Below are 22,641 nucleotides of genomic sequence, written 5' to 3'. Positions count from 1 at the left end.
CAACCTGCGGGGACGGAAGCAAGGGAGAACCTGGCTCCGTCCCCGCAGGGTGCCCTCCGATGGGTGGGACCCCGGAGGTGGGGTGCCCGGACCGGGGGCGGGGATCAGCCCACCGGCAGCGGCCGGCCGGCGCGGAACTCGGCGACCAGGTGCGCCACCACGGCGCGCAGGTCCCCGGGATTGGCGGCGGCCACCTGCCGCTGCCGGTGGGCGCCACCGCCGGTGGCAATGATCTGATGTACCCCGGCCAGTGCCTCGGTGCAGCCCAGGTCCGCGGCCACCGGCGCGAGCTCCTCCACCAGCCGAGCGACCGCGTGGGTGACCAGCTCCTCGTCGCCGGCCTCGTTCAGGATGATGATCGCCTCCATCCCGTACCGGGCCGAGCGCCACTTGTTCTCCGCCAGGAACCACGGCGACATCTGCGGCAGCGGTTCGCCGGCGTCGATCATCCGGGAGAAGTGCTCCACCAGGCACTGGGTGAGCGCAGCTACGGCCGCCAGCTCCAGCTCGTTGGAGAGCCCGTCGCAGATGCGCATCTCCAGCGTGCCGAACTTCGGCGAGGGGCGCAGGTCCCAGCGGATCTCGTCGAAGTCCTCGATCACCCCGGTATGCAGCATGTCCCGCACGTAGTGCTCGAGCTCGTCCCAGGTGCCGATCGAGGTGAACGGAAGTCCCGCCGTCGGCAGTTGTTGGAACAGCAGTGCCCGGTTGGAGGCGTATCCGGTGTCCCGGCCGTCCCAGAACGGGGAGGAGGCGGACAATGAGAGCAGGTGCGGGTAGTACGCGAGCAGCGCCCCGAGGATCGGCAGCACCTTGTCCCGCGACTCGATGCCCACATGCACGTGCACGCCGTAGATGAGCATCTGCCGGCCCCACCACTGGGTGCGGTCGATCAGGGTGGCGTAGCGCTCCTTGTCGGTGACCTTCTGGTTGCCCCAGTGCCCGAACGGGTGCGTGCCGGCGCACATCAGCTCCACCCGCAGCGCTTCGCTGACCTCGCGCACCAGGGCGGCGCCTGCGTCCAGGTCCCGCATCGCCTCCGGCACGCTGGTGCACACCCCGGAGACCACCTCCACGGTGTTCAGCAACAGCTCCTGACGGATGCTCGGATGCTGACCCCCGCCGGGCGGGGCTACGGCGTCCAGCACCGTCTGGGCTACCTGGCGCAGGTCGCCGGAGTCGGTATCCACCAGGGCCAGCTCCCACTCGACACCCACAGTGGAGCGCGGTGAATGAGCGAACTCGATCGTCACGGGCACAATCTTTGCACTCGCGGCCGGACTGCGGCAGAGGCTGGCCGGTCTGTCTCAGACCCGTTCGACCACCAGCACGCTCTGCTTACCCTGCAACCGGGTGAGGATCACCGTGGCCGCGTTCTCGCCCTTGAGGGCGAGCTGCTGGCGCAGCTGATCCGGCACGACGGCGGTGCCTCGCTTCTTGATCTCCACTCGCCCCACGTTGCGCTCCCGCAGGTAGGCCCGCAGCTTCTTCAGGCCGAAGGGGAAGGAGTCGAGCACTCGGAAGCCGGTCGCGAACGGGGTGTCGACAGGGGTGCCGGTGCTGAAGTAGGCGATCGAGGAGTCCAGCAGGGTGGCGTCGAGCTCCGTGCACAGCGGGGCGACGAGTCCGGCGCGGATCACCGCCCCGTCCGGCTCGTAGACGAAGCGTCCCAGCGGGCCGGCAGGCGCTTGGGGTGCGGGGGCGTCGGCGTCCCCGGGCCAGGAGAGCAGGTGACTGTCCTCGCCGGCGAGCAGCAGTGCGCTGCGGCCGGACCCCTCCGGGGCGAGGCCGGCGAACCACAGCCCGGCCTCCACCACGGCGCCGTCCACGCTGACCCACTGGGCGTGGGTGTCCGAGGGTAGTGCGTGGTACGGGATGCCAGGCCCGACCTTCAGTCCCAGGTTCGGCACCTGGGTGCGCAACCCGAGCAGAGTGTCCAGGTCCGGAGAGTAGGCGCGCGGGTCGAATACCCGAGCGCCGGAGCGGGTCCGGCGGGCCGGGTCGGCGAACACGGCGTCGACTCCTTCGGCGGCGAGATCCAGGTCGCGGGCGTCGGCGAGCCGGACCTGGGCATTCTCGAAGGCGCGCAGGTTGACCGTGGCCAGTGCTGCCGTCTCCTCCTCCAGCTCCACCGCCAGCACGCGCAGACCCAGACCGGCCATCGCCAGCGCGTCCGCGCCGAGGCCGCAGCCGAGGTCGGCCACCAGCGTGGCGCCGGCGTCGGCGTACCGGCGGGCATGCCGGGCGGCGACGGGCAGCCGGGTGGCCTGCTCCAGCCCGGCGCGGGTGAACAGCAGCTCGTTCGCGAACTCGCCGAACTTCTCCCGTGCCCGGGCGCGCAGCTTGCTCTGCGTCAGCGCAGCCGCCACCAGCTCCGGGTCCATCCCGCGCGAGCGCAGGCCGTCGGCGATCTTCAGGGCGGTGTCCTCCTGGTACGGCGGCAACTGGTTCAGCAGTGTCCACCCCTCGGGGGAGAGCAGCAGGGAGAGCGCGCGGGAGTCCACGCTACGATCCTCCCACGGTGAGTGGGGGAGCCCGGAACGGCACCAGAGTGGGGAGTTCAGCCCACGCCAATCGATGCATCCGGTGGGCCGGACCAGATACGGTTCTCGCTGTGACTGCTTCTACGCCGCCGCCCGACGGCTACTCGGGCCCAGGGGAAACTACGCCGAGCGGACCGGGTCCTGCCCAGAAGCCGCAGGAGCAAGGCGCGCAGGCAGGTGCCCCTCAGCAGCCGCAGCCGCAGCCGCAGCCGCAGCAGCAGCAGCAGCCGCAGCAGGGCTTTGGGCCACCTCAGGGTCAGCCGCAGGCTCAGCAACAGCCGCAGCAGGGCTTTGGACCACCTCAGGGCCAGCCGCAGGCTCAGCAGCAGGCTCAGCAGCAGCAGCCGCAGCAGGGCTTTGGCCAACAGCAGGCGCCTCAGGGATACGGTCAACAGCCGCCACAGAGTCAGCCGCAGCCCCAGGCTCAGCAGGGGTTCGGAGTGCCGCCGCAGGGCCAGCCCGCGCAGCAGGCGCACCCTCAACAGCAGCAGGCGTACGCCCAGCAGCAGCAGCAGGCGTACGCCCAGCAGCAGCAGCAGGCGTACGCCCAGCAGCAGCAGCAGGCGTACGCCCAGCAGCAACAGCAGCAGGCCTACGCCCAGCAGCAGCAGGCCTACGCCCAGCAGCAGGCTTACCAGGGCGCACCAGCGCCAGGTGGCTACCAGGGCGGCCAGGGGCCCGGAGCCTACGGCCGCCCGGCACCGAGCCCGGTGGCAGTCAACCCGCCATCGGCACAGTACGCACCCGCCGCGCAGCAGCCGTGGGGTGCAGTACCCATGGCGATGCCCCGCAAACGCCGGGTCGCCCTGGAGATCGTGCTGCTCTCCCTCGGCATCCTGGGCGTCCTCATCTTCGTCGGCTTCATGGCAATCGGTGCCGGGGCTGACAATGTCCTCGTCGCCGCGCTGCTCGCGGCAATCCCGCTGGCCATCGTCGGTTCCGCCATCATCTGGGTGGATCGGTGGGAGCCGGAGCCGCGGTTGCTGCTGGCGGCAGCTTTCCTCTGGGGCGGTGGCGTCGCCACCTTCCTGTCCAGCTTGCTCAATGGCGTGGTGGGGCCGGCGATCGGGTCAGTGATCGCGCCGGCGATGAACCCGGCGAACTGGCCACCTGTGTTCGGTGCACCGGTGGTGGAGGAGTTCTGGAAGGGCCTCGGCGTCCTGATCATCTTCCTGTTCCGCCGCCGCCAGTTCAACGGTCCGGTGGACGGTATCGTCTACGCCTCGGTGATCGCAGTGGCGTTCGCCTTCGTGGAGAACATCCAGTACTTCGTCGGCTCCGGCGAGGCCCTGACGCAGACCTTCATTATCCGCGGTCTGGTGTCCCCCTTCGGACATGTGATCTACACCGCGTGCATCGGTGTCGCTCTCGGTCTGGCGTCCCGCTCGAAGAGCAAGATCGCCTGGGTGTGGGCGCTGCCGATCGGCTACGTCGGCGCGATGCTGCTGCACATGGCGTGGAACGGGTTCGCCGGTCTGGCCTACAGCTTGGCCGACCTCGCTGCCCTGGTGGTCTTCGTGAACTGGCTGCCGCTGGTGGTCTGGGCGATCATCGTGGTGATGCTGCGTCGCCGGGAGATCAAGGTGGTGGCCGAACGGCTTGGTGAGTACGTGCCGTCCGGCTGGGTGGTGCCGCAGGAGATCCAGATGATCAGCTCTATGCAGGGGCGGCGCACCGCGCGGAACTGGGCGGCCCGTAGTGGGCCTCAGGGCAAGGACGCGATGAAGAAGTTCCAGAAGAGTGCCATCGCCCTGGCGTATGCGCGTCAGGACCTGCACACCGGGCACACCGGCATCCGGGCCCGGCAGGACGAGATGGCTCTGCTGAACCAGATGGGGCAGTCGCGGGCACGGTTCCGTGCCGCGCTCAGGGTCTGAGTGGCCGTCGCTGCATCGCGCGACCGTTCGTTTGAGTACTGATTGAGCATCTGAGGACCGAACTTTCGGCCCTCAGATGCTCAATCGGTACTCAGATGGGTGTCGGGTGGGCGGCGCCCCGGGTCAGAGGGCGCGCAGGCGCAGGGTGAGCGTGCGCGCCTGCGGGCGCAGCATGTCCCCGGGCAGCACGTCCGGCCCACAGGCCCGCGAACCCAGCCCGTGCTGGGCAGCATCCAGGTAGAGGTGATGCACCTGCGGCACCGGCAACTCTTGCGGGTGCTCCGCCGCGCTCACCTCCTGAGCGCTGTGCCGGGCGAGGGTGAACCCGGGCCGCCGGCCGGCCGGATCCGGCTCCGCCACGATCTGCAGCCACGGCTGCCCGCCGCGCAACAGCGTGAGCTCGCGTAGACCCGGCCGGTGCCCAGACTCCTGCGGCCGCGCATAGGGGACAGTCAGCTCATCCATCCCGGCCTCGTGCCGGCTCAGCCACACCGAGGCCATCGTGTCCGGGTAGGCGTCGTGTGGGCCGAGCCCGAACCAGCGGGCACCGTCTACCGTGGTCGGAAGCCGCAGATGCAACCCGAGCCGCGGCCACACGTCCTCGAAGTGCGGGCTCGGCGTCATCGTCACCCGAAGCACTGCCTCGACCACCTCCTCCGCGGAACGCTCAGCGGTCCAGGTCTCCAGCACGTCGATCCCGGCCCGGGAGTCCGCCGTGGACACCCGCCGGCGCACGGTGCGCACCTGAGTGTCGCCGCTGACCTCCACCACCCGGGAGACCAGCCGGTGCAGACCCTGCGCCCGCCACCGGTCCGCTGAGGGTGCCGACGGCGTGCGATCGTTGAAGTCGCGCGGGTCCACCTGGTCATAGTTCGAGGAGTGCCCGCCCTCGTCGTTGTCCGTCGGCGCCCGCCACAGCTCCACCGCCGGGCCCGCCACCTGTTCCCCGGCCAGACCGGTCAGCTCCGCCCCGGCGAACACCACCGGCGCCTGCGCCAGCGGCACCTGCGGACTGCGTCGGGTACGAGCGGGGCCACCACCGACCGGCTCGGCCCACTGCCCGCGCGAGACCACGTGCCCGGCCGGCGCCCACGGCGCATCCTCGCGCAACACGGCCGTCACGGTGACCACGCGCTCGCCCCGGTGAGCTGCGCCGTCGAGCGACTCGGCAGAGAAGAGGTGCACCTGGGTGCGCCCGCCGGGTGGAACTGGCGTGCCGGCGTCGTCGGCAAGGGCAGTAGCGCCGGAGAGTACCTCGTGCCCGGAGACCTCCACTCGCCAGTGCAGTTCCAGGTGGGCGGTGTCGATCGAGTGGTAGCGGCTGCGCGCCTCGACCACGCCGCGCCCGGCGCGCCGGAGGAGCACCGGCGCCTCCACCGCGGCGAACTCGGCCAGCCCCGGGGTCGGGGTGGCATCGGAGAGAATCATCCCGTCCATCACGAAGTTGCCGTCGTGCACCACCTCGCCGAAGTCGCCCCCGTAGCCGAAGAACTCGACGCCGTCGGCGGTGGACGTGCGGATGCCGTGGTCGCGCCACTCCCAGATGAAGCCGCCGTGCAGCCGCGGAAACTCGTCCACCATCTGCCGGTACTCGGTCAAGCCGCCCGGACCGTTGCCCATCGCGTGGGCGTACTCGCAGTGCACGAACGGCTTGGTCCGCTGCCGCGTGGACTCAGCCACTGAGCAGCCCAGCAGCGCGGTGTGGTCCCCGTCGGTGCCGATCGAGGCGGTCTCGGGCACCTTCGCGTACATCCGGGAGTAGACATCGGTGTAGGCGCCGGTGTAGTCACCCTCGTAGTGCACCGGGCGAGTGCGGTCCCGGTCGTGCACCCATTCGGCCATCGCGGCCAGGTTGCGGCCGGTCCCGGACTCGTTGCCCAGCGACCACATCACCACGCTCGGATGGTTCTTGTCCCGCTCCACTGTGCGGACGATCCGGTCCAGGTAGGCCTCGCGCCAGCGCGGGTCATCGCTCGGGTTGCCGACCCAGCCGCCGCCGCCGAAACCGTGTGTCTCCAGGTCGCACTCCAGCACCACCCACAGGCCCAGCTCGTCCGCCAGGTCCAACAGCCGCGGATGTGGCGGGTAGTGCGAGGTGCGGATCGCGTTCACGTTGTGCTGCTTCATCAGCGCCAGGTCCGCACGGGCATCGGCCTCGTCGAATACCCGGCCACGGTCGGGGTGGGACTCGTGCCGGTTCATCCCGGAGAACACCACCCGGCGCCCGTTCACCAGGAACTGATCGCCCACGATCTCCACCCTGCGGAAGCCCACCTCGAGCGTCACCGTCTCGACGGCGGAGCTCACCGTGGTCTGATAGCGCACCGGGTCTTCGGCCGACCAGGCCTGCACCGGCCCGACGTCGATCGTGTCCACCGCCTCGGGGGAGGCCCAGTGCACGTCTACGCCGAGGGCAGGCAGCTGGAGTCGGATCGGGAACGCGTCCTCGGTGGCGGTGATCTCCGGGACCAGGTAGCCCTCGCCGGTGACCGGGTCGCGGTCCGCGTCCAGCCAGACGTCCTGGACACCACCCGCCGGCCGGTGCAGGGCGGTCACCTCGCGGAAGATCCCCGGCAGCCACCACTGGTCCTGGTCCTCCAGGTAGGAGCCGGCCGACCACTGCGCCACCCGCACGGCGACCGTGTTCTCACCCGCGTGGACGGCCTCGGTGATGTCCAGCTCGTGCGCCAGCCGACTGCCCGCCGCCGAGCCGATCAGCTCACCGTTCACCCAGAGCCAGAAGAAGGACTCCACCCCGTCGAAGCGCAGCAGGATCCGGCCGGTGCCGAGCCAGTCGGCCGGGATCGTGACCGTGCGGCGGTAGTCGCCGGTCGGGTTCTCGTCCGGCACGTGCGGGGGATCGATCGGGAACGGGTACTGCACGTTGGTGTAGATCGGGTGGCCGTAGCGGCCCTGGCCGGTCAGCACCCAGTGCGCAGGCACGGCGATCGTGTCCCAGCCGGAGTCGTCATAGCCGGGGGCGGCGAACGACTCGGGGGCCTCGTGCTCGGGGAGGGAGGCGGAACCTGCCGGGGTGCTAGGTGCGGCCTGCGCGCCGGCGGCGGCGGGCACTCCCGGCAGCAGGCGGAACTGCCACTGGCCGCTGAGGTCGAGGCGGCCGGCATCGCTGTGCAGCGCGGAGCGCGCCGGGGCCAGGGCACCGCTTCCCGGTGCGAAGGAGGTGTGCGGTGCAGCGGGGGAGCCCGGGATCGGGGCACCGGGTGCCGGGGTGGCAGTGTGCACAGCAGTGGTCTGCGGAGTGTCGGGCACGGAGGGTTCCTTTGCGGCTTCGGCGGTGGCATGGCGCGATCGTGCGGCGAGGGAGCGCGAGGAGCCGATTACCTGTGCTCCTGGACACGTGCGGCACGCTAACACAAACCCGATCGAGCGTTCGAGATTAGACTGGTCGGTACGCTCGGCAGCGCCGACCGCATCGCGAAGGATCCGAGAACCGGTCTCAAGGCCGAGGCTCGACCAGACCGCCGCAGGCCGCGGCTCGACCAGACCAAGGGCTCGACCCTAGGTAGGGGCCGGGGCCCTGCCCGCGGCCCGGGCCGGAGCACGAGACTCGGCTCCAGGAAAGGAGTGCAGGTGGCAGCAGCGTCCGTTCCGCGCGGCCCGCGGGGGCACTACCGCAAGTCTGCCGAGCGGCGCCGGCGGATCGTGACCGCGGCGGCGCAGGCGTTCTCCAGGGACGGCTACCGCGGCGCCACGATCCGGCAGATCGCGGCCGAGGCGGGGATGAGCCCCTCGAGCCTGCTGCACTTTTTCGGCAGCAAGCAGGAACTGCTCTGGGCGACGATGGCCCACCGGGACGCGCACAAGTTCACCGGCGGGAACGCCGGAGTGCGCGGGTTCCCCGACCGGGTGGTGGGTCAGGCAGTGGCGAACGAGGAGATCCCGCACCTGATCCAGCTGTACGCGGTGCTCAGCGCCGAGTCGGCCACCCGGGGCCACCCGGCCCAGGAGTACTTCGCCTCCCGGTTCGCGAAGGTACGGGAGGGGATCGCCGCCGAGTTCGAGGAGCTGGCCGCGGCCGGACTGCTGCGCCCGGGGGTGGACCCGAAGACCGCCGCAGCCACAGTGGTAGCGCTCTGGGACGGAGTGCAACTGCACTCGCTGCACGAGCCCGAGGTGATCAGCGCGGCACAGATTCTGCGGGACTACTTCGCGCTCGTGGTCACCGACGCTGCGGTGCTCACCGACATCGCCATGCTGCGCCAGCAGTGGCGCGCATGCCCGCCGCAGGCGGCCCCGGAGCCAGGTGACTACGACGGTGGAGTGGACCCCGCCGTCGACTCGCTTTAGCACTCGCCTTGACCGAGTGCTAACAGGTGCCTAGATTTAGACACGAGGCTTCTTCTTCGGAGGGAGCGTTCACCCGCACGCACCAGTCCTGACCGGCCCCCGCGACGGCGGTTGGGTGCTGAGGCGGCGGGAGAGCTTTGTCAATGTTCACCACTCATGCGAAGGGGAGGTCCGCAGTGTCGGTCTCCATCAAGCCGCTCGAGGACCGGATCGTCGTCAAGACGCTCGAGGCCGAGCAGACCACCGCGTCCGGGCTCGTTATCCCGGACACCGCTCAGGAAAAGCCCCAGGAGGGTGAGGTGCTGGCGATCGGCCCGGGTCGGGTCGACGACAACGGCAACCGCGTCCCGCTGGACGTCGCCGAGGGCGACGTTGTCATCTACAGCAAGTACGGCGGCACCGAGGTGAAGTACGCCGGCGAGGAGTACCTCATTCTCTCCGCCCGCGACGTGCTCGCCGTGGTCCAGAAGTGACTCACTGAGCTGACGCGCGAAGGCTCCGACCCGCTATGGGTCGGAGCCTTCGTCGTGTGTGTCGCCGACTGGTCAGAATTCGTTGCCTGGAGGATGCTCCGCCAACAGACTTTGGCCACTCGCGGGGGAGGGGCGCCGAGGGGAGAGGTGCGCCGAGGGAAGTCGTGCGCCTCAGCTCGCCGCCGGAGCCTGCCGCGCGAGGATGCCTGAGCGCTCCTCCTCGGTGAGTCCGCCCCAGACGCCGTACGGCTCGCGCACCTGGAGTGCGTGCTCGCGGCACTGCTGGATGACCGGACAGGTGGCGCAGATGGTCTTGGCGTTCGCATCGCGACGGCGCCGTGCCGCGCCGCGCTCGCCCTCGGGGTGGAAGAACTGCTCGTCACCGGTCTGTCGGCACGCGCCCTGATACTGCCACTCCCACAGATCCATAATCGGGCCGGGAAGCCTTGAAAGCTCTGCCACGATGCCACCTTCCGTTCGCTTGGCCGGGCCGGCCGGGACTGCACCCTGCCGGTCCGGATGGACCGTCGTGCTCTAGTCGTTCTTTGCGATGGAGCTTCCTCCCAGTGACTCGGGGCTTCCGATGGTCGGTCGCTGTCCTCATCGCGTGCAGCCAACCTACAACTCATTCAGAAGTTGTTCAAGACCCGTGCACAAATCGGTCGTGCGGTCCGGTCAAGTTGTTCAAGAACGGTCCGCCACGTAATCTCAAGTCAGTCCCAGTTGTGTGGGGCGATCGGGCGCACCGCGACTGCTCCGTGCTGCGCGCAACAGTTCCTGGAGAGGAGTCAGTGGTGGCAGCCGCGCGATCCGGCCATAGGCCCTCGAATCGCCGTCTCGATGACGGCATCCGACTGACCGTGGCCGCCGTGGCCGGGCGCCTGGGGGTGGCGGCGTCCACGCTGCGCACCTGGGAGCGCCGGTACGGGCTCGGCCCGTCGGCACGGACTGCCGGGAAGCATCGCCGCTATGACGCCGATGACGTCACGAGGCTGGAGACGATGCGCCGGCTCACCGGCGAGGGGGTGGCTCCGGCCGACGCGGCCCGGCTCGCTCTGGGTCAGGACCCGGACGGCGCCGACGACGCGGTGCAGGAGCGCAACCACGAGGAAACGGCTGAGGTGCTCGACCCGCTCTCCTTGGCCGCGGCGGCTGTCGAGGCCGACGATGCCCGGTTGCACCGGATGATCGCCCGGTCGGTGGGAACTGACGAGGTGCTCACCGCCTGGCAGACGCTGGTGCGTCCGGCACTGGATCTGGTGGAGGCGCGCGACCACGGCGACCGGCCCGGCCGGGATCCGGCAGCGGCGCTCGGCGCAGCGCTGCTCGCGGTGATCCGCACCGTTGCCGAGGGCGGTGGTACCGGGGGCTCGCTACTCATCCACGCCGACGGCGATCGTCACCTGGATGCGCACGTCCTCGCCGCCGAGCTGGCGCTGCGTGGGGCGCGGGCTCGGGTGTTGCGACCGTCCCGGAGGGGGCGTCAGCTGGATGTCGCGGCCACGGTCACCCATGCGGGGGTGCAGATGGTGGTGCTGCTCGGACCTCCGGCGCACGCTGCGACCGTGGTGGAGATCCTCGCGGAGACCGACTGCGTGCCGTTCGTGGTCTCCACCGACGACCTCCCCGCGGCGATGGAGAACCTGCCGCGGGCGCGTACTCTCGGCGGTGCAGTGCACGAGATCTATGACCTGCTCTCCGAGCAACGAGCACTGCAGCGCTGACGTCCGCCACGGCCAGGGAGCGCGGTTATCATCGAGAGGTGACTGAGCCGTTCTCCGTATCCTCGTCCACCACCAACGCCCGGGACCCGTTCTCCTTCGTAGGACTCACCTACGACGACGTGCTCCTGCTTCCCGGGGAGACCGATGTCATCCCCAGCGAGGTGGACACCGCGACCCGGCTCACCCGGGAGATCTCCCTCGCGGTGCCGCTCGTCTCCGCTGCCATGGACACGGTCACCGAGGCGCGGATGGCGATCGCGATGGCGCGCCAGGGTGGTCTGGGCATCCTGCACCGGAACCTGCCGATCGCCGACCAGGCGAACCAGGTGGATCTGGTCAAGCGCTCGGAGTCCGGCATGGTCACCAATCCGCTCACCATCGGCCCGGACGCCACTGTGGCGCAGATGGACGAGCTGTGCGGCAGGTACCGGATCTCTGGTCTGCCGGTGACCGACGAGGCCGGCGTGCTGCTCGGCATCATCACGAACCGGGACATCAGGTTCATCGCGGACTCCGACTTCGAGATCACCCCGGTCCGGGCAGCGATGACGTCGATGCCGCTGGTCACCGGCCGGGTGGGCATCTCCGCCGACGACGCGGCGGCCCTGCTCGGCAAGCACAAGGTGGAGAAGTTGCCTCTGGTGGACGACGCCGGCGTGCTGCAGGGCCTGATCACCGTGAAGGACTTCGTCAAGTCCGAGCAGTACCCGTTGGCCACCAAGGATGACGAGGGCCGGCTCCGGGTGGGGGCAGCCGTCGGCTTCTTCGGTGATGCCTGGGACCGGGTGACTGCGTTGGTGGAGGCCGGTGTGGACGCCCTGGTGGTGGACACCGCGAACGGGCACGCCCGGCTGATGCTGGACATGGTGCGCCGGCTCAAGTCCGACCCCGGCACCACGCATGTCCAGGTCATCGGCGGGAACATCGCCACCCGGGACGGTGCGCAGGCGCTGGTGGACGCCGGTGTGGACGCGGTCAAGGTGGGGGTGGGGCCCGGCTCGATCTGCACCACCCGCGTGGTCGCCGGTGTCGGCGTGCCGCAGGTGACCGCGATCTATCAGGCGGCGTTGGCGTGCAAGCCCGCCGGGGTGCCAGTGATCGGCGATGGCGGCCTGCAGTACTCCGGCGACATCGCCAAGGCTCTGGTGGCCGGAGCGGACTCGGTGATGCTCGGTGGCCTGCTCGCCGGCTGTGATGAGTCGCCCGGGGATCTGGTGTTCGTCAACGGCAAGCAGTACAAGCGCTACCGCGGGATGGCTTCGCTCGGGGCGATGCAGTCCCGCGGGGACCGTCGCTCCTACTCCAAGGATCGCTACTTCCAGGGTGATCTGTCCGACGAGGAGATCATCACCGAGGGCATCGAGGGGCAGGTGCCCTACCGGGGCCCGCTCTCGCAGGTGGTGCACCAGCTTGCCGGTGGGCTGCACCAGTCGATGTTCTACGTGGGTGCCCACTCCGTGCCGCAGCTGCAGCAGCGCGGGCAGTTCGTGCGGATCACCGCAGCCGGACTGAAGGAGTCCCACCCGCACGACGTGCAGATGGTGGCCGAGTCGCCCAACTACGGCAGCCGCTGAAAGGCACCCGACGGCCGCGTCGTGGCGATCGAAGTGAAGGCCGCGGCGACGGTCCGGAGCACGGACGTCGCGGGGCTGCGCGCGCTGCGTGATCGCTTGGGGATCGATTCGTCGGCGGCTACGTCCTGCACACGGGCGAACACGCCCGTGCTCTTGGCGATCGCATCACGGCGCTGCCGATCGCCGCGCTCTGGTCCCTGTGACGGATTCCGATCAGTGTCAGGTCGTCGGTGGCGACGCACTGTTCATCAGGCGCTCTTCTGCGCCGGAGCCGCCCCTTCCTCCACCGTGTGCAGCGGCCACTCCAGCCCAGCGCCGGGGCCATCCAGGCCCTGCCGGCTGCGCCACTCGTTGAACCCGGTGGCCCATTCCCGATGCTTGCTCGACTGCCACTCGTGCAGGTCGACCAAGCTCCGCTCGATGATCTGCGGGTGCACCTTCGCCTGCGCGGCGAGGACATCCAGGGTGGCGGCCACGTCCACATCCGCAGTGTGTAGTGCGCCCGACTCCTGCACGCCGTAGTGGCCGCACAGGTCCACCAGCTTCCGCTTGCCCTTGCGGTAGCGGTCCAGACCGCGGTCGAGGACCAACGGATCCAGCACGGGCGCCAGTGGCCGGCCGAGCCGCTCACCGATCGTGGGCAAGTGGTGCCGTTCCAGCTCTCGCTCGATGATGGTCAGGTCGAAGGCGGCGTTGTAGGCCACCACCGGGATGTTCCGGGAGAACGCGGCCACCAGCTCGGCGGAGAGCTGTGCCAGCGCTTTGCGCGGCGCCATCCCGTGCTCGCGTGCGTACTCGGTGCTGATGCCGTGGATCGCCGCAGCCTGCTCCGGGATCTCTACCCCTGGATCGATCAGCCAGGTACGTTCCTCGGTGCCGTGCTGACCGCGTCCCACCAGGGCTGCGGTCACGATCCGGTCCCGGAACGGGTTCACGCCGGTCGTCTCGGTGTCGAACCCCAGCAGTGGGCCATCCATCCAAGTCATCGTCGCCTCGCTTCGTCCGTCGATGGCCCTCACGCTGCCACAGCCCACCGACAATGCCCGGTCGTACTCGCCGACGGGAGAAAATCGGTGCTGGTCAGCGGCCGAGAGTCCGTGCGGATCGTCACTGACGGGTAACCTGCTGGGGTGAGCAACGAGATCGAGATCGGCCGAGGTAAGCGGGGTCGCCGCGCCTACTCCTTCGACGACATCGCGGTGGTGCCGTCCCGGCGCACCCGTGACCCGGAGGAAGTGTCGATCGCGTGGCAGATCGACGCCTACCAGGTGGACCTGCCGGTGCTCGCGGCGCCGATGGACTCGGTGATGAGCCCGGCCACCGCGATCACCCTCGGCAAGCTCGGTGGCATCGGCGTGATCGACCTCGAGGGTCTGTGGACACGGTACGAGTCGCCGGACGACCTGCTCGCCGAGATCAGCCAGCTCTCGCCGGAGAGCGCCACCGCGAGGATGCAGGAGCTGTACTCGGCCCCGATCATCCCCGAGCTGATCACCCAACGGCTGAAGGAGATCCGTGCCGCGGGGGTGACCGTGGCCGGTGCCCTGTCACCGCAGCGCACCCAGGAGCACTGGCGCACGGTCGTGGATGCCGGGGTGGACCTGTTCGTCATCCGCGGCACCACGGTCTCTGCTGAGCACGTCTCCGGCCAGGCCGAGCCGCTGAACCTGAAGCGGTTCATCTACGAGCTCGATGTTCCCGTGATCGTCGGCGGGGCAGCCACCTACACGGCGGCCCTCCATCTGATGCGCACCGGTGCGGCCGGTGTGCTGGTCGGATTCGGCGGCGGTGCTGCGCACACCACCCGGCAGACTCTGGGCATCCACGCTCCGATGGCCAGCGCCGTTGCGGACGTGGCCGCCGCCCGCCGGGACTACCTGGACGAGTCCGGTGGCCGGTACGTGCATGTGATCGCCGATGGTGGCGTGGGCCGCAGCGGCGACCTGGTCAAGGCGATCGGTTGCGGTGCCGACGCGGTGATGCTCGGCGCGGCGCTTGCCCGTGCCGAGGAGGCACCGGGCCGTGGCTGGCACTGGGGCTCGGAGGCGCACCACCCCCAGCTGCCCCGGGGCGAGCGGGTCCGAGTGGGCACGGTGGGCACGCTGGAGCAGATCCTCCTCGGCCCCGGCAACCGCGCCGATGGCACGCTGAACATGTTCGGCGCACTGTGCCGAGCGATGGCCACCACGGGCTACTCCGACGTGAAGGAGTTCCAGCGGGTGGAGGTCGTGCTCTCCCCGTACGCCCCGCGGTGACGCCCGGGTGACCACCCGGATCCGTGCGGCGACAGACCAGGGCGGCTCCGCCGTCGTCGATCCCTGGAACGGCTGCGGACTGAGCCGGCCGCGACACGGGACCGAGTTCCTGGAGTAGGTCCGGCGCTCACAGCCACCCGGGCGAAATATCGCGTCGTTGCGGGGTGCCGTCCCACTCCTGCAAAGGCGCCGACTGCCACCACCATCCCGGGTCCGACGGCACACCAGGAACGGCGAGCCGGCCGGTCACGCCGAGCAGCAATTCTGCCGGCGGCGCCAGACTTCGATCAATCCACGGGAACACGCGTGCGACAGTGCGCGCGCACACCGCGGCGGGAAGCTCCAGCCTCACTCCGACGGCGCGGGCAGCGTCGGTGCCGTGCACCAGCACTTCGGTGACTGCCATCCCGGCCCAACCAGCGGCATCGGCCAGCCCGCTGGGATGCCAGGCGCGCTCAGCGCCGAGACAGCGCAATTGTCCGGTCAACACATGTGCCGCGGTCAGGACGTTGTCCAGTTGCTCGCCCGGCGGAGCAGCCCGGCCATCGCGCAGGACCGGCAACCGCCGGTCGGCTCGTCGAGCGATCTGACCGGCGTAGAAGGTCAACGCGTCAGCGATGTGCTCGACAGTGTGCGCTGCGCTCCACGACGTCGGCGCAGCCGCCGACTGCCATGCCGGGTTCCCGTCTGCCCGTTCACCGAGCGGTAGCAAGGCTTCCGCTGCGGTGACGACGTCCTCAAGGTCAACCATGTGGACAGTCTCCCGCAGTGCCCTATCGAGCCGAGGGTTGTGGTCGGCGGTTCAGCGCGGCTCGAGGAGGAAGACCGGGATCTCGCGGTCGGTCTTGCGCTGGTAGTCGGCGTAGGACGGGAACGCCACGACCCCGCGATCCCACCAGGTGGCGCGCTCCTCGCCGGTGAGCTGGCGGCTGGTCATCGCTGTCTCGGTGGTTCCGTCGAGCACCCGGATCTCGTCGGGGTGGGCGCGGATGTTGGCCACCCACTGCGGGTCGGCGGGTGCGCCGCCCTTGCTCGCCACGGCTAGGTAGCACCCCTCGTGCTCCACCCGCATCAGCGGAACCCGACGCGGCCGGCCCGAGCGCGCCCCGATCATCGTCACGACCACCACAGGTCGTCCCTGGACCTGTGCGGCGGAGGTGTTCCCGCCGGCTCCGTCGATCGCGTCGAGCTGCTTGCGCACCCAGCCCTCTGCGGGCTGGATGTAGTCCTGTCGGTCTATTCCGCTCTGTGCCATGTGCACTGCAACCTGGGACAGCGAGGATCTGTTCCGTCGCCGAGTGTCAGCGACCGGGTGCTAGGTGCCCGTGGCCCGGTGCGATACTGGCCCCAGGCCACAAACCCAGCGAACCGGAGCAATGACCAGCTGATGAACGACGAGACCGCCTACCGCATCGAGCACGACACGATGGGCGAGGTGCGGGTGCCCAAAGACGCCACCTACCGGGCGCAGACCCAGCGGGCGGTGGAGAACTTCCAGATCTCTGGGAGCGGCATCTCCGCCCACCACATCGCGGCCCTCGCGCAGATCAAGCGCGCCGCCGCGCAGGCGAACACCGAGCACGGGGTGCTCGACGCCGAGCGTGCGGCGGCGATCCAGGCCGCTGCCGACCGGGTGATCGCCGGTGAGTTCGACCATGACTTCCCGATCGACGTGTTCCAGACCGGTTCGGGCACCTCCTCGAACATGAACGCCAACGAAGTGATCGCGACCCTGGCCAGCACCGACGCGCTCGAGGTCCACCCGAACGACCACGTGAACGCCTCGCAGTCCTCCAATGACACCTTCCCGGCCTCCATCCACATCGCCGCCACCCAGGCGGTGATGTCTGAGCTGCTGCCGGGCCTGGAGACGCTCGCCGCCTCGCTGCAGCGCAAGGCCGACGAGTACGCGGAGGTGGTCAAGGCCGGCCGCACCCACCTGATGGACGCCACCCCGGTGACCCTCGGCCAGGAGTTCGGCGGGTACGCCCAGCAGGTCCGCAACGGCATCGACCGGATCGCCGCTGCTCTGCCGCGGCTTGCCGAGCTTCCGTTGGGTGGCACCGCCGTAGGCACCGGGATCAACACCCCGGTCGGGTTCGCCCCCCGGGTGATCGAACTGATCGCCGAGCGCACCGGGCTGCCGCTCTCCGAGGCGCCGAACCACTTCGAGGCGCAGAGCGCGCAGGACTCCCTGGTGGAGGCCTCCGGGCAGCTGCGCACGATCGCGGTCTCCCTGGTGAAGATCTGCAACGACCTGCGCTGGATGGGTTCCGGTCCGCGCACCGGCCTCGGCGAGATCGCCATCCCGGACCTGCAGCCTGGTTCCTCGATCATGCCCGGCAAGGTGAACCCGGTGATCCCGGAGGCCACGCTGATGGTCTGTGCCCAGGTGATCGGCAATGACGCCGCGATCGCCTTCGCCGGCACCTCCGGCTCGTTCGAGCTGAACGTGATGCTGCCGGTGATGGCCCGCAACATCCTGGAGTCGATCACCCTGCTGGCCACCGCGTCGGAGCACCTGGCCACCAAGTGCGTGGACGGGATCAGTGCCAATGTGGAGCACGCGCGAGCGCTCGCGGAGTCCTCACCGTCGATCGTCACCCCGTTGAACCGCTACATCGGCTACGAGGCGGCGGCGAAGATCGCCAAGCACGCGATCGCCGAGGGCATCACGATCCGCCAGGCTGTGGAGGACCTCGGCTACGTGGAGCGTGGGGAGGTCACCGCCGAGCAGCTGGATGCCGCGCTCGACGTGATGTCGATGACGCACCCGTAGGTAGCGCGGGGCCGCCGGTGCCTCGACCGGCGCGAGGCCCGGCCCGCCGGCGATTACCCGGGCGTGCCCCGGCGACTACCCGGCGTGCCCCGGCGGAGGCCCGCCGGGAATGCCCGGCGTGAAGTCTGAGGCCCACTCGGTCGCCGCCCCATCGACCAGCTCGTACCCCTCGGCGGGCACGGCGGTCACGGTCACGTCCTGGGGACTCCGGTACGTCCCGGCCTCGGCGGGTTCGCCGTCGACGAGATAATCCACCCCCTGGACCGCCGGGATCTCGTAGGTGTCCTGGCCGCGGCCAGTCCGGTCGGTGAAGGTCGTCGGCTCTGGAGTGACGGGGTAGTGCAGGCCATGCCCGAAGTCGAACTCGGTGCCGGCACCGGAAGCGGTCGGAATCCGCACCGGGAGCTGGCCCACGGGGTTGACTGCGCCCATCAGCGCCCGTGCGGTTGCCTCGAGGGAGACGTCGGCCCAGCTGTAGGCGGCGAGCGCCGCTTCCGTCGGTGCGGTACTAGCCACGTCGTAGGGATTGCGGAGGGAGACCTGAGCGACCGGCACGTCACCGCCGGCGAGCGCCGCCACCAAAGCCTGCTGCGACGCACTCGGCGCGAAGGTCCCGGACTGGGTGGTCACCACGACGACGTCATGGTCGGCCGAGGCAGCCACAGCCGCGGCGATCTGCTCATCGCTGGGATCCGAAGCAGGGTGCACCGTGACCGCCGCGCCGTGGCTGGTCAGCTCGGCTGCCATCGTGTCGAGGCGGTCCTGGCCACCCCAGCCGGTGAGGAGTACCTCCTCCCCGTCAGCGATCGGGAGCAGATCGTCGTGGTTCTCCAGCAGCGTGACGCTGTCGTCGGCGATCTGTGCCGCCGTGGCGTAGTGCTCGGGTGTGGCCATCACCCCGTCCACGGCACTGACGTCGACCAGCGGGTCGGCTATCACCCCTCGCTGCTGCTTCTGTTCCAGGATGCGCCGCACCGAGGCCTCGATCCGTTCCTCGCTGATCTCCCCGTCCGCGACGGCGGCCATCACCCCGTCGTAGGCGACGCGCAGGTTTGGGGGCATGAGCATCTGGTCGGCGCCGGCGAGGATCGCCTCGACCGCGACGCGGTCGTCACCGAACTCCTCCCGAGCGCCGTCCATGCTCAGTGAGTCAGTGACGACCACCCCCTCGAAGCCCATCTCGTCACGGAGCAGGTCGGTGAGGATCGTGTGGGAGAAGGTCGCGGGCCGGCCGGAGGGATCGAGCGCCGGCACGACGATGTGGGCCGTCATGATCGAGTCGGCACCCGCGTCGATCGTGGCCTGGAATGGCGGGAGGTCCTCGGCGCGGAACTCCTCCTCGGACTTGTCGATCAACGGTACGCCGTAGTGCGAATCCACATCGGTGTCCCCGTGGCCAGGGAAGTGCTTGACCGAGGCGGAGATCCCGCCGTCGTCCTGGAAGCCGGCCACCTGCGCCTGTCCCAGTGCGCTGACCAGATCGGTCTGACCACCGAACGCGCGCACCCCGATGACCGGGTTCATCGCGTTGGAGTTGACGTCGACGATCGGGGAGTAGTTCTGGGTCACGCCGACGGCAGCGAGCTTCTCCGCGGTGATCCGTGCCGCGTTGCGGGCGTGCTCCGCGCTGCCGGTTGCTCCGAGCGCCATCGCACCGGGCAGTTGCGCCGAGGGCTCGGGCAGGCGCCGGACCACACCCTCCTCCTGATCGATAGAAATCGTCATCGGTACCCCGCCGGTGGATACCGAGCGGTCCTGGATGTCGTTGGAGAGCTGGGCCACTTGCCCCGGAGAATCGAGGTTGTTCGACCAGCCGAAGTAGATGATCCCGCCTGGGTGGAACTCCTCGATCATCTCCCCGATGCTGAGCACACCGGCGGCAGCGAGGTTGCGGGAGTCCTCCGCGTCGATGGTCGAGCCGTACATGTACGGGACGAACATCTGACCCACCTTCTCCTCGAGGGTCATCTCCTCGATGATGGCGTCGATGTCAGTGGAGACCTCGGCCGGCTGGCTGGTTGCTCCAGCGGTGATCGGGGTCAGCGATGCGAACAGAAGTCCAGCAGTCGCGGTCACAGTGGCGCGGCGCAGACGCACGTCGGTTCCCTCCAGCACTTCGATGTGGCGTGGGCCACACTATGCCGTGACCGGCACATTACGTCAACGAGCAACGTAGAAATCAGTTGGGACGGAAACCATTTTTACACGGTCGGGGTCTCGGCCCAACGGGCGCCGGGCTGCCGCTCCCTCGTTGTTCGAATGCGCGGTGCCGGACCCGCCGACCAGGCGCAGCGTCGCGGCCACGATCCGGGCGGCGGCGTGCTGGTCGCCGTAGGGGCTGGGGGTGGCCCGTAACCGGCGGGCCAGGTCGGCGTCGGCGAGGAGGTCACCGGCGAGGGTGTGGATCGCCGGCCCGGGCGGCACCAGGTGAGCGAAGCCGGCGTCGATGGACTCCGGGCGTTCGGTCGAGTTGCGCACCACGATCAGCGGCTTCTTCAACACGGTGCACTCCTCCTGCACGCCTCCGGAATCGGAGATCAGCAGCGCGGCGTTGGCGGCCGCGGTGAGGAAATCGGCATGGCCGAGCGGGTCGAGCACGATGAGCGGCTCGAGCAGGTGCTCGAGCTGGTGCCGGGCGAGCAGCGCGCGGGTGCGTGGATGCAGCGGCAGCAGGACCGGGAGCTCGATGGCGGCCAGCTCGGTCAGCACTGTGGCCAGCCGGGCCGGGTCGTCGGTGTTCTCCGGCCGGTGGATGGTGGCGAGCACGAAGCGTTCGGCAGCGTCGTGGCCCGCCCGGACGCCGTCGTCGGCCTGGCCGAGGATGTTCTCCACGGCCGCCACGATGGTGTTTCCGGTGAGTGCGATCCGCTCAGCGGGTACGCCCACCTGCTGCAGGTTGCGCACATTGTGCTCGGTCGCGGCGCAGTGCAGATCGGCGAGCACCCCGACCAGCAGCCGGTTCAGCTCCTCCGGCATCGCCCGGTCGTGGCTGCGCAGCCCGGCCTCCACGTGCACCAGGGGGATGCCGTGATAGCTGGCCGCCTGGGCGCCGGCGTTGGTGGAGTTGGTGTCGCCCTGCACGATCACCGCTGCCGGGCGGCGAGCGGTGAACAGGGTCTCGAGCTGGCTGAGGATGCCGGCGATCTGCGCAGTGCGGGTCCGCCCGCCCACACCGTCGAGCTGGGTTTCGGGCGGCACCAGACCGGCGCCGGTGTAGAAGGTGTCGGCCAGGTTCGGGTCGTAGTGCTGCCCGGTGTGGATCACCCAGGCGCGCTCGCCCAGCTCGCGGATCACCGGGGCGAGCTTGATGATCTCCGGGCGGGTCCCGAGCACGACGGCGATCGGTGCCTCGGGTTCAGGCGCCAGGGTGGCCATCGCTCACCCCTCCCTTCTGAACGTGCTGTGTGGGGTAGCACCGCCGGGTGGGGTTGTATGGGCAGGCATCCACCCGGCGGTGCGGCTTGTGTGGCGGTCAGGCCGCTACTGGTTGCGGGCTGTGCTGCCGGCGCCAGAGCAGAGCGCCGCCGCCGAGGAGCAGAACGAGCCCGCCGAGGCCGGCGCCGACCTGCCAGGAGACCATCGGTCCTGGTACCTCGGGCGGGGTGGAGATCGGGTAGACGTCGTTGCTCGGGTCGTTCCCGGTCCAGCCGGCGGGGAAGGCGATCGTCTGGGCGAACACCTGAGAGTCAGCCGGGGCGTCCTCGGAGACGTTGTAGCTGATGCTTTGCGAGCTGATCACGTCACCCTGGTCGGCATGCCCGGTCTCGGTGACCGTGCAGCTGATGTCGGTGGTGGTCACGTCGCAGTCGCCGATGCTCGTCTCGCCGTTGATGAAGACGTTGTTGGTGCCGGCGTTGAAGGTGGCGCCGTTGACCGCCTTGTCGGTGATGGTCACGCCTGGCCCGTAGTCGCAGCCCTCGGTGGAGAGGCAGGTGAAGGCCAGGTCGTAGAACGCGCTCGTTCCCGGCGCCATCACATTGCTTCCGGTGGTGCCCCAGTCGCCGGAGCCGGCGGGATCTGGCTCGTCGACCGGGGTGACCTCGAAGGGGCCGGACACGGAGTTGGGCCCGGGATTCGGGTCGACCTCGTCGGCGGTGACCGACGCCTCCCATGAACCGGTGCCCGGTCCGCTCGGGATGACCTCAAATCGAACTACGGCTTCCTCGTCGACGGCCAAGGCATCGCCCGAGCAGATGATCTCCTGATCGGTCACCACCGGGCAGGTCACTGCGCCCTCGTAGGTCACGCTGGCCGGATCGATCGTGACCAAGTCAGTGAAGGTTGCGGTTGCGACCCAGTTCGTGGCCACGGCCGGTCCGTGGTTGTGGGCTCCGATGCTGAACGCACCGGGAGCGGTTTCGCCCCAACGGCCTTGGCCGCTGTTGAGGAGGGACAGGTCGGCATCGGTATCAGCCGCCTGGGCAGCCGGGGCGGCAACCGCTCCGAGCCCGAGGGCCATGGCCACTCCGGCCAGCACGGTCAGTGCCCGCCTCGCGCCGTGTCTCTGTGTTCGTGTCTTCATTTCCGTGTTTCCTCTCCCTTGGTGTTATCCGAGTGGTGCGACCGGCCGGTGCCGGCCCTTCGGGGATGCCCCGGCGATCTTCAGGAAGACCATCGCGGCGAGGACGAAGCCCGCGATGGCGACGATCGATCCGAGAACTTTGTGGCTGAGGTCGTAGCCGTCCAGGCCCCAGCGCTGCAGCGAGATCGCGATCATCGCGAGGCGCACCTGGTTCACGGCGACCACCAGCACCAGCGCCAGCACCAGCCCGGTCAGGAGCCGGTGCGCGGGTACTCGGGTCAGCGCCAGCAGCGCTCCGCCGATGGCGCACAGCGGTGCCGCCAGCAGCGCGACCGTGCACTCCCAGGTGTCCTGCAGGCCGATCAACGGCCCGCCGGTCCAGCTGAAGTAGATGGTGTCCCCGGCGGTGTGGGTGGTTCCGGCCAGCACCAGGTGGAACCAGCTGCCGGCCAGGCCCATCTCGCCCGCGCGTACCTGCGGTTGCCAGGTGAGTAACGCCGTCGCCGCGGCGAGCAGGACCAGCCCGACGGCGATGCGCACCATCCTGCGCGAGCGCGGGTAGGTGGTGGGTACTGAGGTCATCGGG

The 22,641-nt window shown here is 69.7% G+C and carries 19 protein-coding genes; 7 read left to right on the top strand and 12 right to left on the bottom strand.

Annotation, left to right across the window (positions count from 1 at the left end; genetic code table 11):
* Positions 1 to 104 precede the first annotated feature (104 nt).
* Genes FU260_RS18945 through FU260_RS18935 form a run of 3 tightly spaced genes read right to left on the bottom strand, consistent with a single transcriptional unit; the run spans position 105 to position 3,124 of the window.
* The gene (locus FU260_RS18945; protein WP_147918461.1) at positions 105 to 1,253 is read right to left on the bottom strand and encodes a glutamate--cysteine ligase; all 1,149 of its coding nucleotides are present in this window, start codon (positions 1,251 to 1,253) and stop codon (positions 105 to 107) included.
* 54 nt (positions 1,254 to 1,307) lie between these two features.
* Complete coding sequence (locus FU260_RS18940) at positions 1,308 to 2,504, bottom strand: class I SAM-dependent methyltransferase (protein WP_147918460.1); 1,197 nt, start codon at positions 2,502 to 2,504, stop codon at positions 1,308 to 1,310.
* A 56-nt stretch (positions 2,505 to 2,560) separates the two neighbouring features.
* The gene (locus FU260_RS18935; RefSeq protein ID WP_147918459.1) at positions 2,561 to 3,124 is read right to left on the bottom strand and encodes a hypothetical protein; all 564 of its coding nucleotides are present in this window, start codon (positions 3,122 to 3,124) and stop codon (positions 2,561 to 2,563) included.
* 195 nt (positions 3,125 to 3,319) lie between these two features.
* Between FU260_RS18935 and FU260_RS18930 the strand changes: the two genes are divergently transcribed.
* Positions 3,320 to 4,420 (top strand): PrsW family intramembrane metalloprotease, encoded by a 1,101-nt coding sequence (locus tag FU260_RS18930; protein ID WP_147918458.1) that lies wholly within the window; start codon positions 3,320 to 3,322, stop codon positions 4,418 to 4,420.
* Between the two features lie 123 nt (positions 4,421 to 4,543).
* Here the strand turns inward: FU260_RS18930 and FU260_RS18925 are convergent, their stop codons facing one another.
* Positions 4,544 to 7,630, bottom strand: coding sequence for a glycoside hydrolase family 2 TIM barrel-domain containing protein (locus tag FU260_RS18925; RefSeq protein WP_147919618.1), 3,087 nt, complete (start codon positions 7,628 to 7,630; stop codon positions 4,544 to 4,546).
* Between the two features lie 381 nt (positions 7,631 to 8,011).
* On the opposite strand from FU260_RS18925, the gene FU260_RS18920 reads away from it, so the two are divergent.
* The gene (locus tag FU260_RS18920) at positions 8,012 to 8,728 is read left to right on the top strand and encodes a TetR/AcrR family transcriptional regulator (RefSeq protein ID WP_147918457.1); all 717 of its coding nucleotides are present in this window, start codon (positions 8,012 to 8,014) and stop codon (positions 8,726 to 8,728) included.
* 176 nt (positions 8,729 to 8,904) lie between these two features.
* Positions 8,905 to 9,201 carry a co-chaperone GroES gene (gene groES, locus FU260_RS18915; RefSeq protein ID WP_147918456.1) on the top strand — a complete coding sequence of 99 codons (297 nt, stop codon included), beginning with the start codon at positions 8,905 to 8,907 and terminating at the stop codon, positions 9,199 to 9,201.
* Between the two features lie 171 nt (positions 9,202 to 9,372).
* Here the strand turns inward: groES and FU260_RS18910 are convergent, their stop codons facing one another.
* A complete protein-coding gene (locus FU260_RS18910) occupies positions 9,373 to 9,663 on the bottom strand; it encodes a WhiB family transcriptional regulator (protein ID WP_147918455.1) in 291 nt (96 codons plus the stop codon).
* Between the two features lie 332 nt (positions 9,664 to 9,995).
* Between FU260_RS18910 and FU260_RS18905 the strand changes: the two genes are divergently transcribed.
* Together FU260_RS18905 and guaB are read left to right on the top strand one after the other, a co-directional pair.
* The gene (locus FU260_RS18905; protein WP_235912485.1) at positions 9,996 to 10,925 is read left to right on the top strand and encodes a MerR family transcriptional regulator; all 930 of its coding nucleotides are present in this window, start codon (positions 9,996 to 9,998) and stop codon (positions 10,923 to 10,925) included.
* 38 nt (positions 10,926 to 10,963) lie between these two features.
* Positions 10,964 to 12,499, top strand: coding sequence for an IMP dehydrogenase (guaB, locus tag FU260_RS18900; RefSeq protein ID WP_147918454.1), 1,536 nt, complete (start codon positions 10,964 to 10,966; stop codon positions 12,497 to 12,499).
* 248 nt (positions 12,500 to 12,747) lie between these two features.
* On the opposite strand, the gene FU260_RS18895 is transcribed toward guaB, so the two are convergent.
* The gene (locus FU260_RS18895) at positions 12,748 to 13,485 is read right to left on the bottom strand and encodes an exonuclease domain-containing protein (protein ID WP_147918453.1); all 738 of its coding nucleotides are present in this window, start codon (positions 13,483 to 13,485) and stop codon (positions 12,748 to 12,750) included.
* 144 nt (positions 13,486 to 13,629) lie between these two features.
* Between FU260_RS18895 and FU260_RS18890 the strand changes: the two genes are divergently transcribed.
* Positions 13,630 to 14,754: a GuaB3 family IMP dehydrogenase-related protein gene (locus tag FU260_RS18890; protein WP_147918452.1), complete on the top strand. Its 1,125-nt coding sequence runs from the start codon at positions 13,630 to 13,632 to the stop codon at positions 14,752 to 14,754.
* Between the two features lie 127 nt (positions 14,755 to 14,881).
* Here the strand turns inward: FU260_RS18890 and FU260_RS18885 are convergent, their stop codons facing one another.
* Both FU260_RS18885 and FU260_RS18880 read right to left on the bottom strand, forming a co-directional pair.
* The gene (locus FU260_RS18885; RefSeq protein WP_147918451.1) at positions 14,882 to 15,505 is read right to left on the bottom strand and encodes a maleylpyruvate isomerase mycothiol-dependent enzyme family protein; all 624 of its coding nucleotides are present in this window, start codon (positions 15,503 to 15,505) and stop codon (positions 14,882 to 14,884) included.
* 51 nt (positions 15,506 to 15,556) lie between these two features.
* A complete protein-coding gene (locus FU260_RS18880) occupies positions 15,557 to 16,009 on the bottom strand; it encodes a nitroreductase family deazaflavin-dependent oxidoreductase (RefSeq protein WP_147918450.1) in 453 nt (150 codons plus the stop codon).
* A gap of 132 nt (positions 16,010 to 16,141) precedes the next feature.
* On the opposite strand from FU260_RS18880, the gene FU260_RS18875 reads away from it, so the two are divergent.
* Positions 16,142 to 17,533 carry a class II fumarate hydratase gene (locus FU260_RS18875; RefSeq protein WP_147918449.1) on the top strand — a complete coding sequence of 464 codons (1,392 nt, stop codon included), beginning with the start codon at positions 16,142 to 16,144 and terminating at the stop codon, positions 17,531 to 17,533.
* A gap of 75 nt (positions 17,534 to 17,608) precedes the next feature.
* On the opposite strand, the gene FU260_RS18870 is transcribed toward FU260_RS18875, so the two are convergent.
* From FU260_RS18870 to FU260_RS18855, 4 genes are all read right to left on the bottom strand, one after another.
* Entirely contained in the window at positions 17,609 to 19,630 is a 2,022-nt protein-coding gene (locus FU260_RS18870) for a glycoside hydrolase family 3 protein (protein WP_147918448.1), read from the bottom strand.
* 63 nt (positions 19,631 to 19,693) lie between these two features.
* On the bottom strand, positions 19,694 to 20,908 hold the full coding sequence (gene wecB, locus FU260_RS18865; protein ID WP_147918447.1) for a non-hydrolyzing UDP-N-acetylglucosamine 2-epimerase: 1,215 nt from the start codon (positions 20,906 to 20,908) through the stop codon (positions 19,694 to 19,696).
* 97 nt (positions 20,909 to 21,005) lie between these two features.
* Positions 21,006 to 22,055, bottom strand: coding sequence for a hypothetical protein (locus FU260_RS18860; RefSeq protein WP_147918446.1), 1,050 nt, complete (start codon positions 22,053 to 22,055; stop codon positions 21,006 to 21,008).
* A 24-nt stretch (positions 22,056 to 22,079) separates the two neighbouring features.
* Entirely contained in the window at positions 22,080 to 22,637 is a 558-nt protein-coding gene (locus FU260_RS18855; protein WP_147918445.1) for a hypothetical protein, read from the bottom strand.
* Between the last annotated feature and the right edge of the window lie 4 nt (positions 22,638 to 22,641).

Origin of the sequence: Ruania zhangjianzhongii (assembly GCF_008000995.1) — a bacterium.
GTDB classification, from domain to species: Bacteria; Actinomycetota; Actinomycetes; order Actinomycetales; family Beutenbergiaceae; genus Ruania; species Ruania zhangjianzhongii.
Note: the sequence above shows the minus strand (reverse complement) of the source record. Positions and strands in the feature narration are given on the sequence as shown.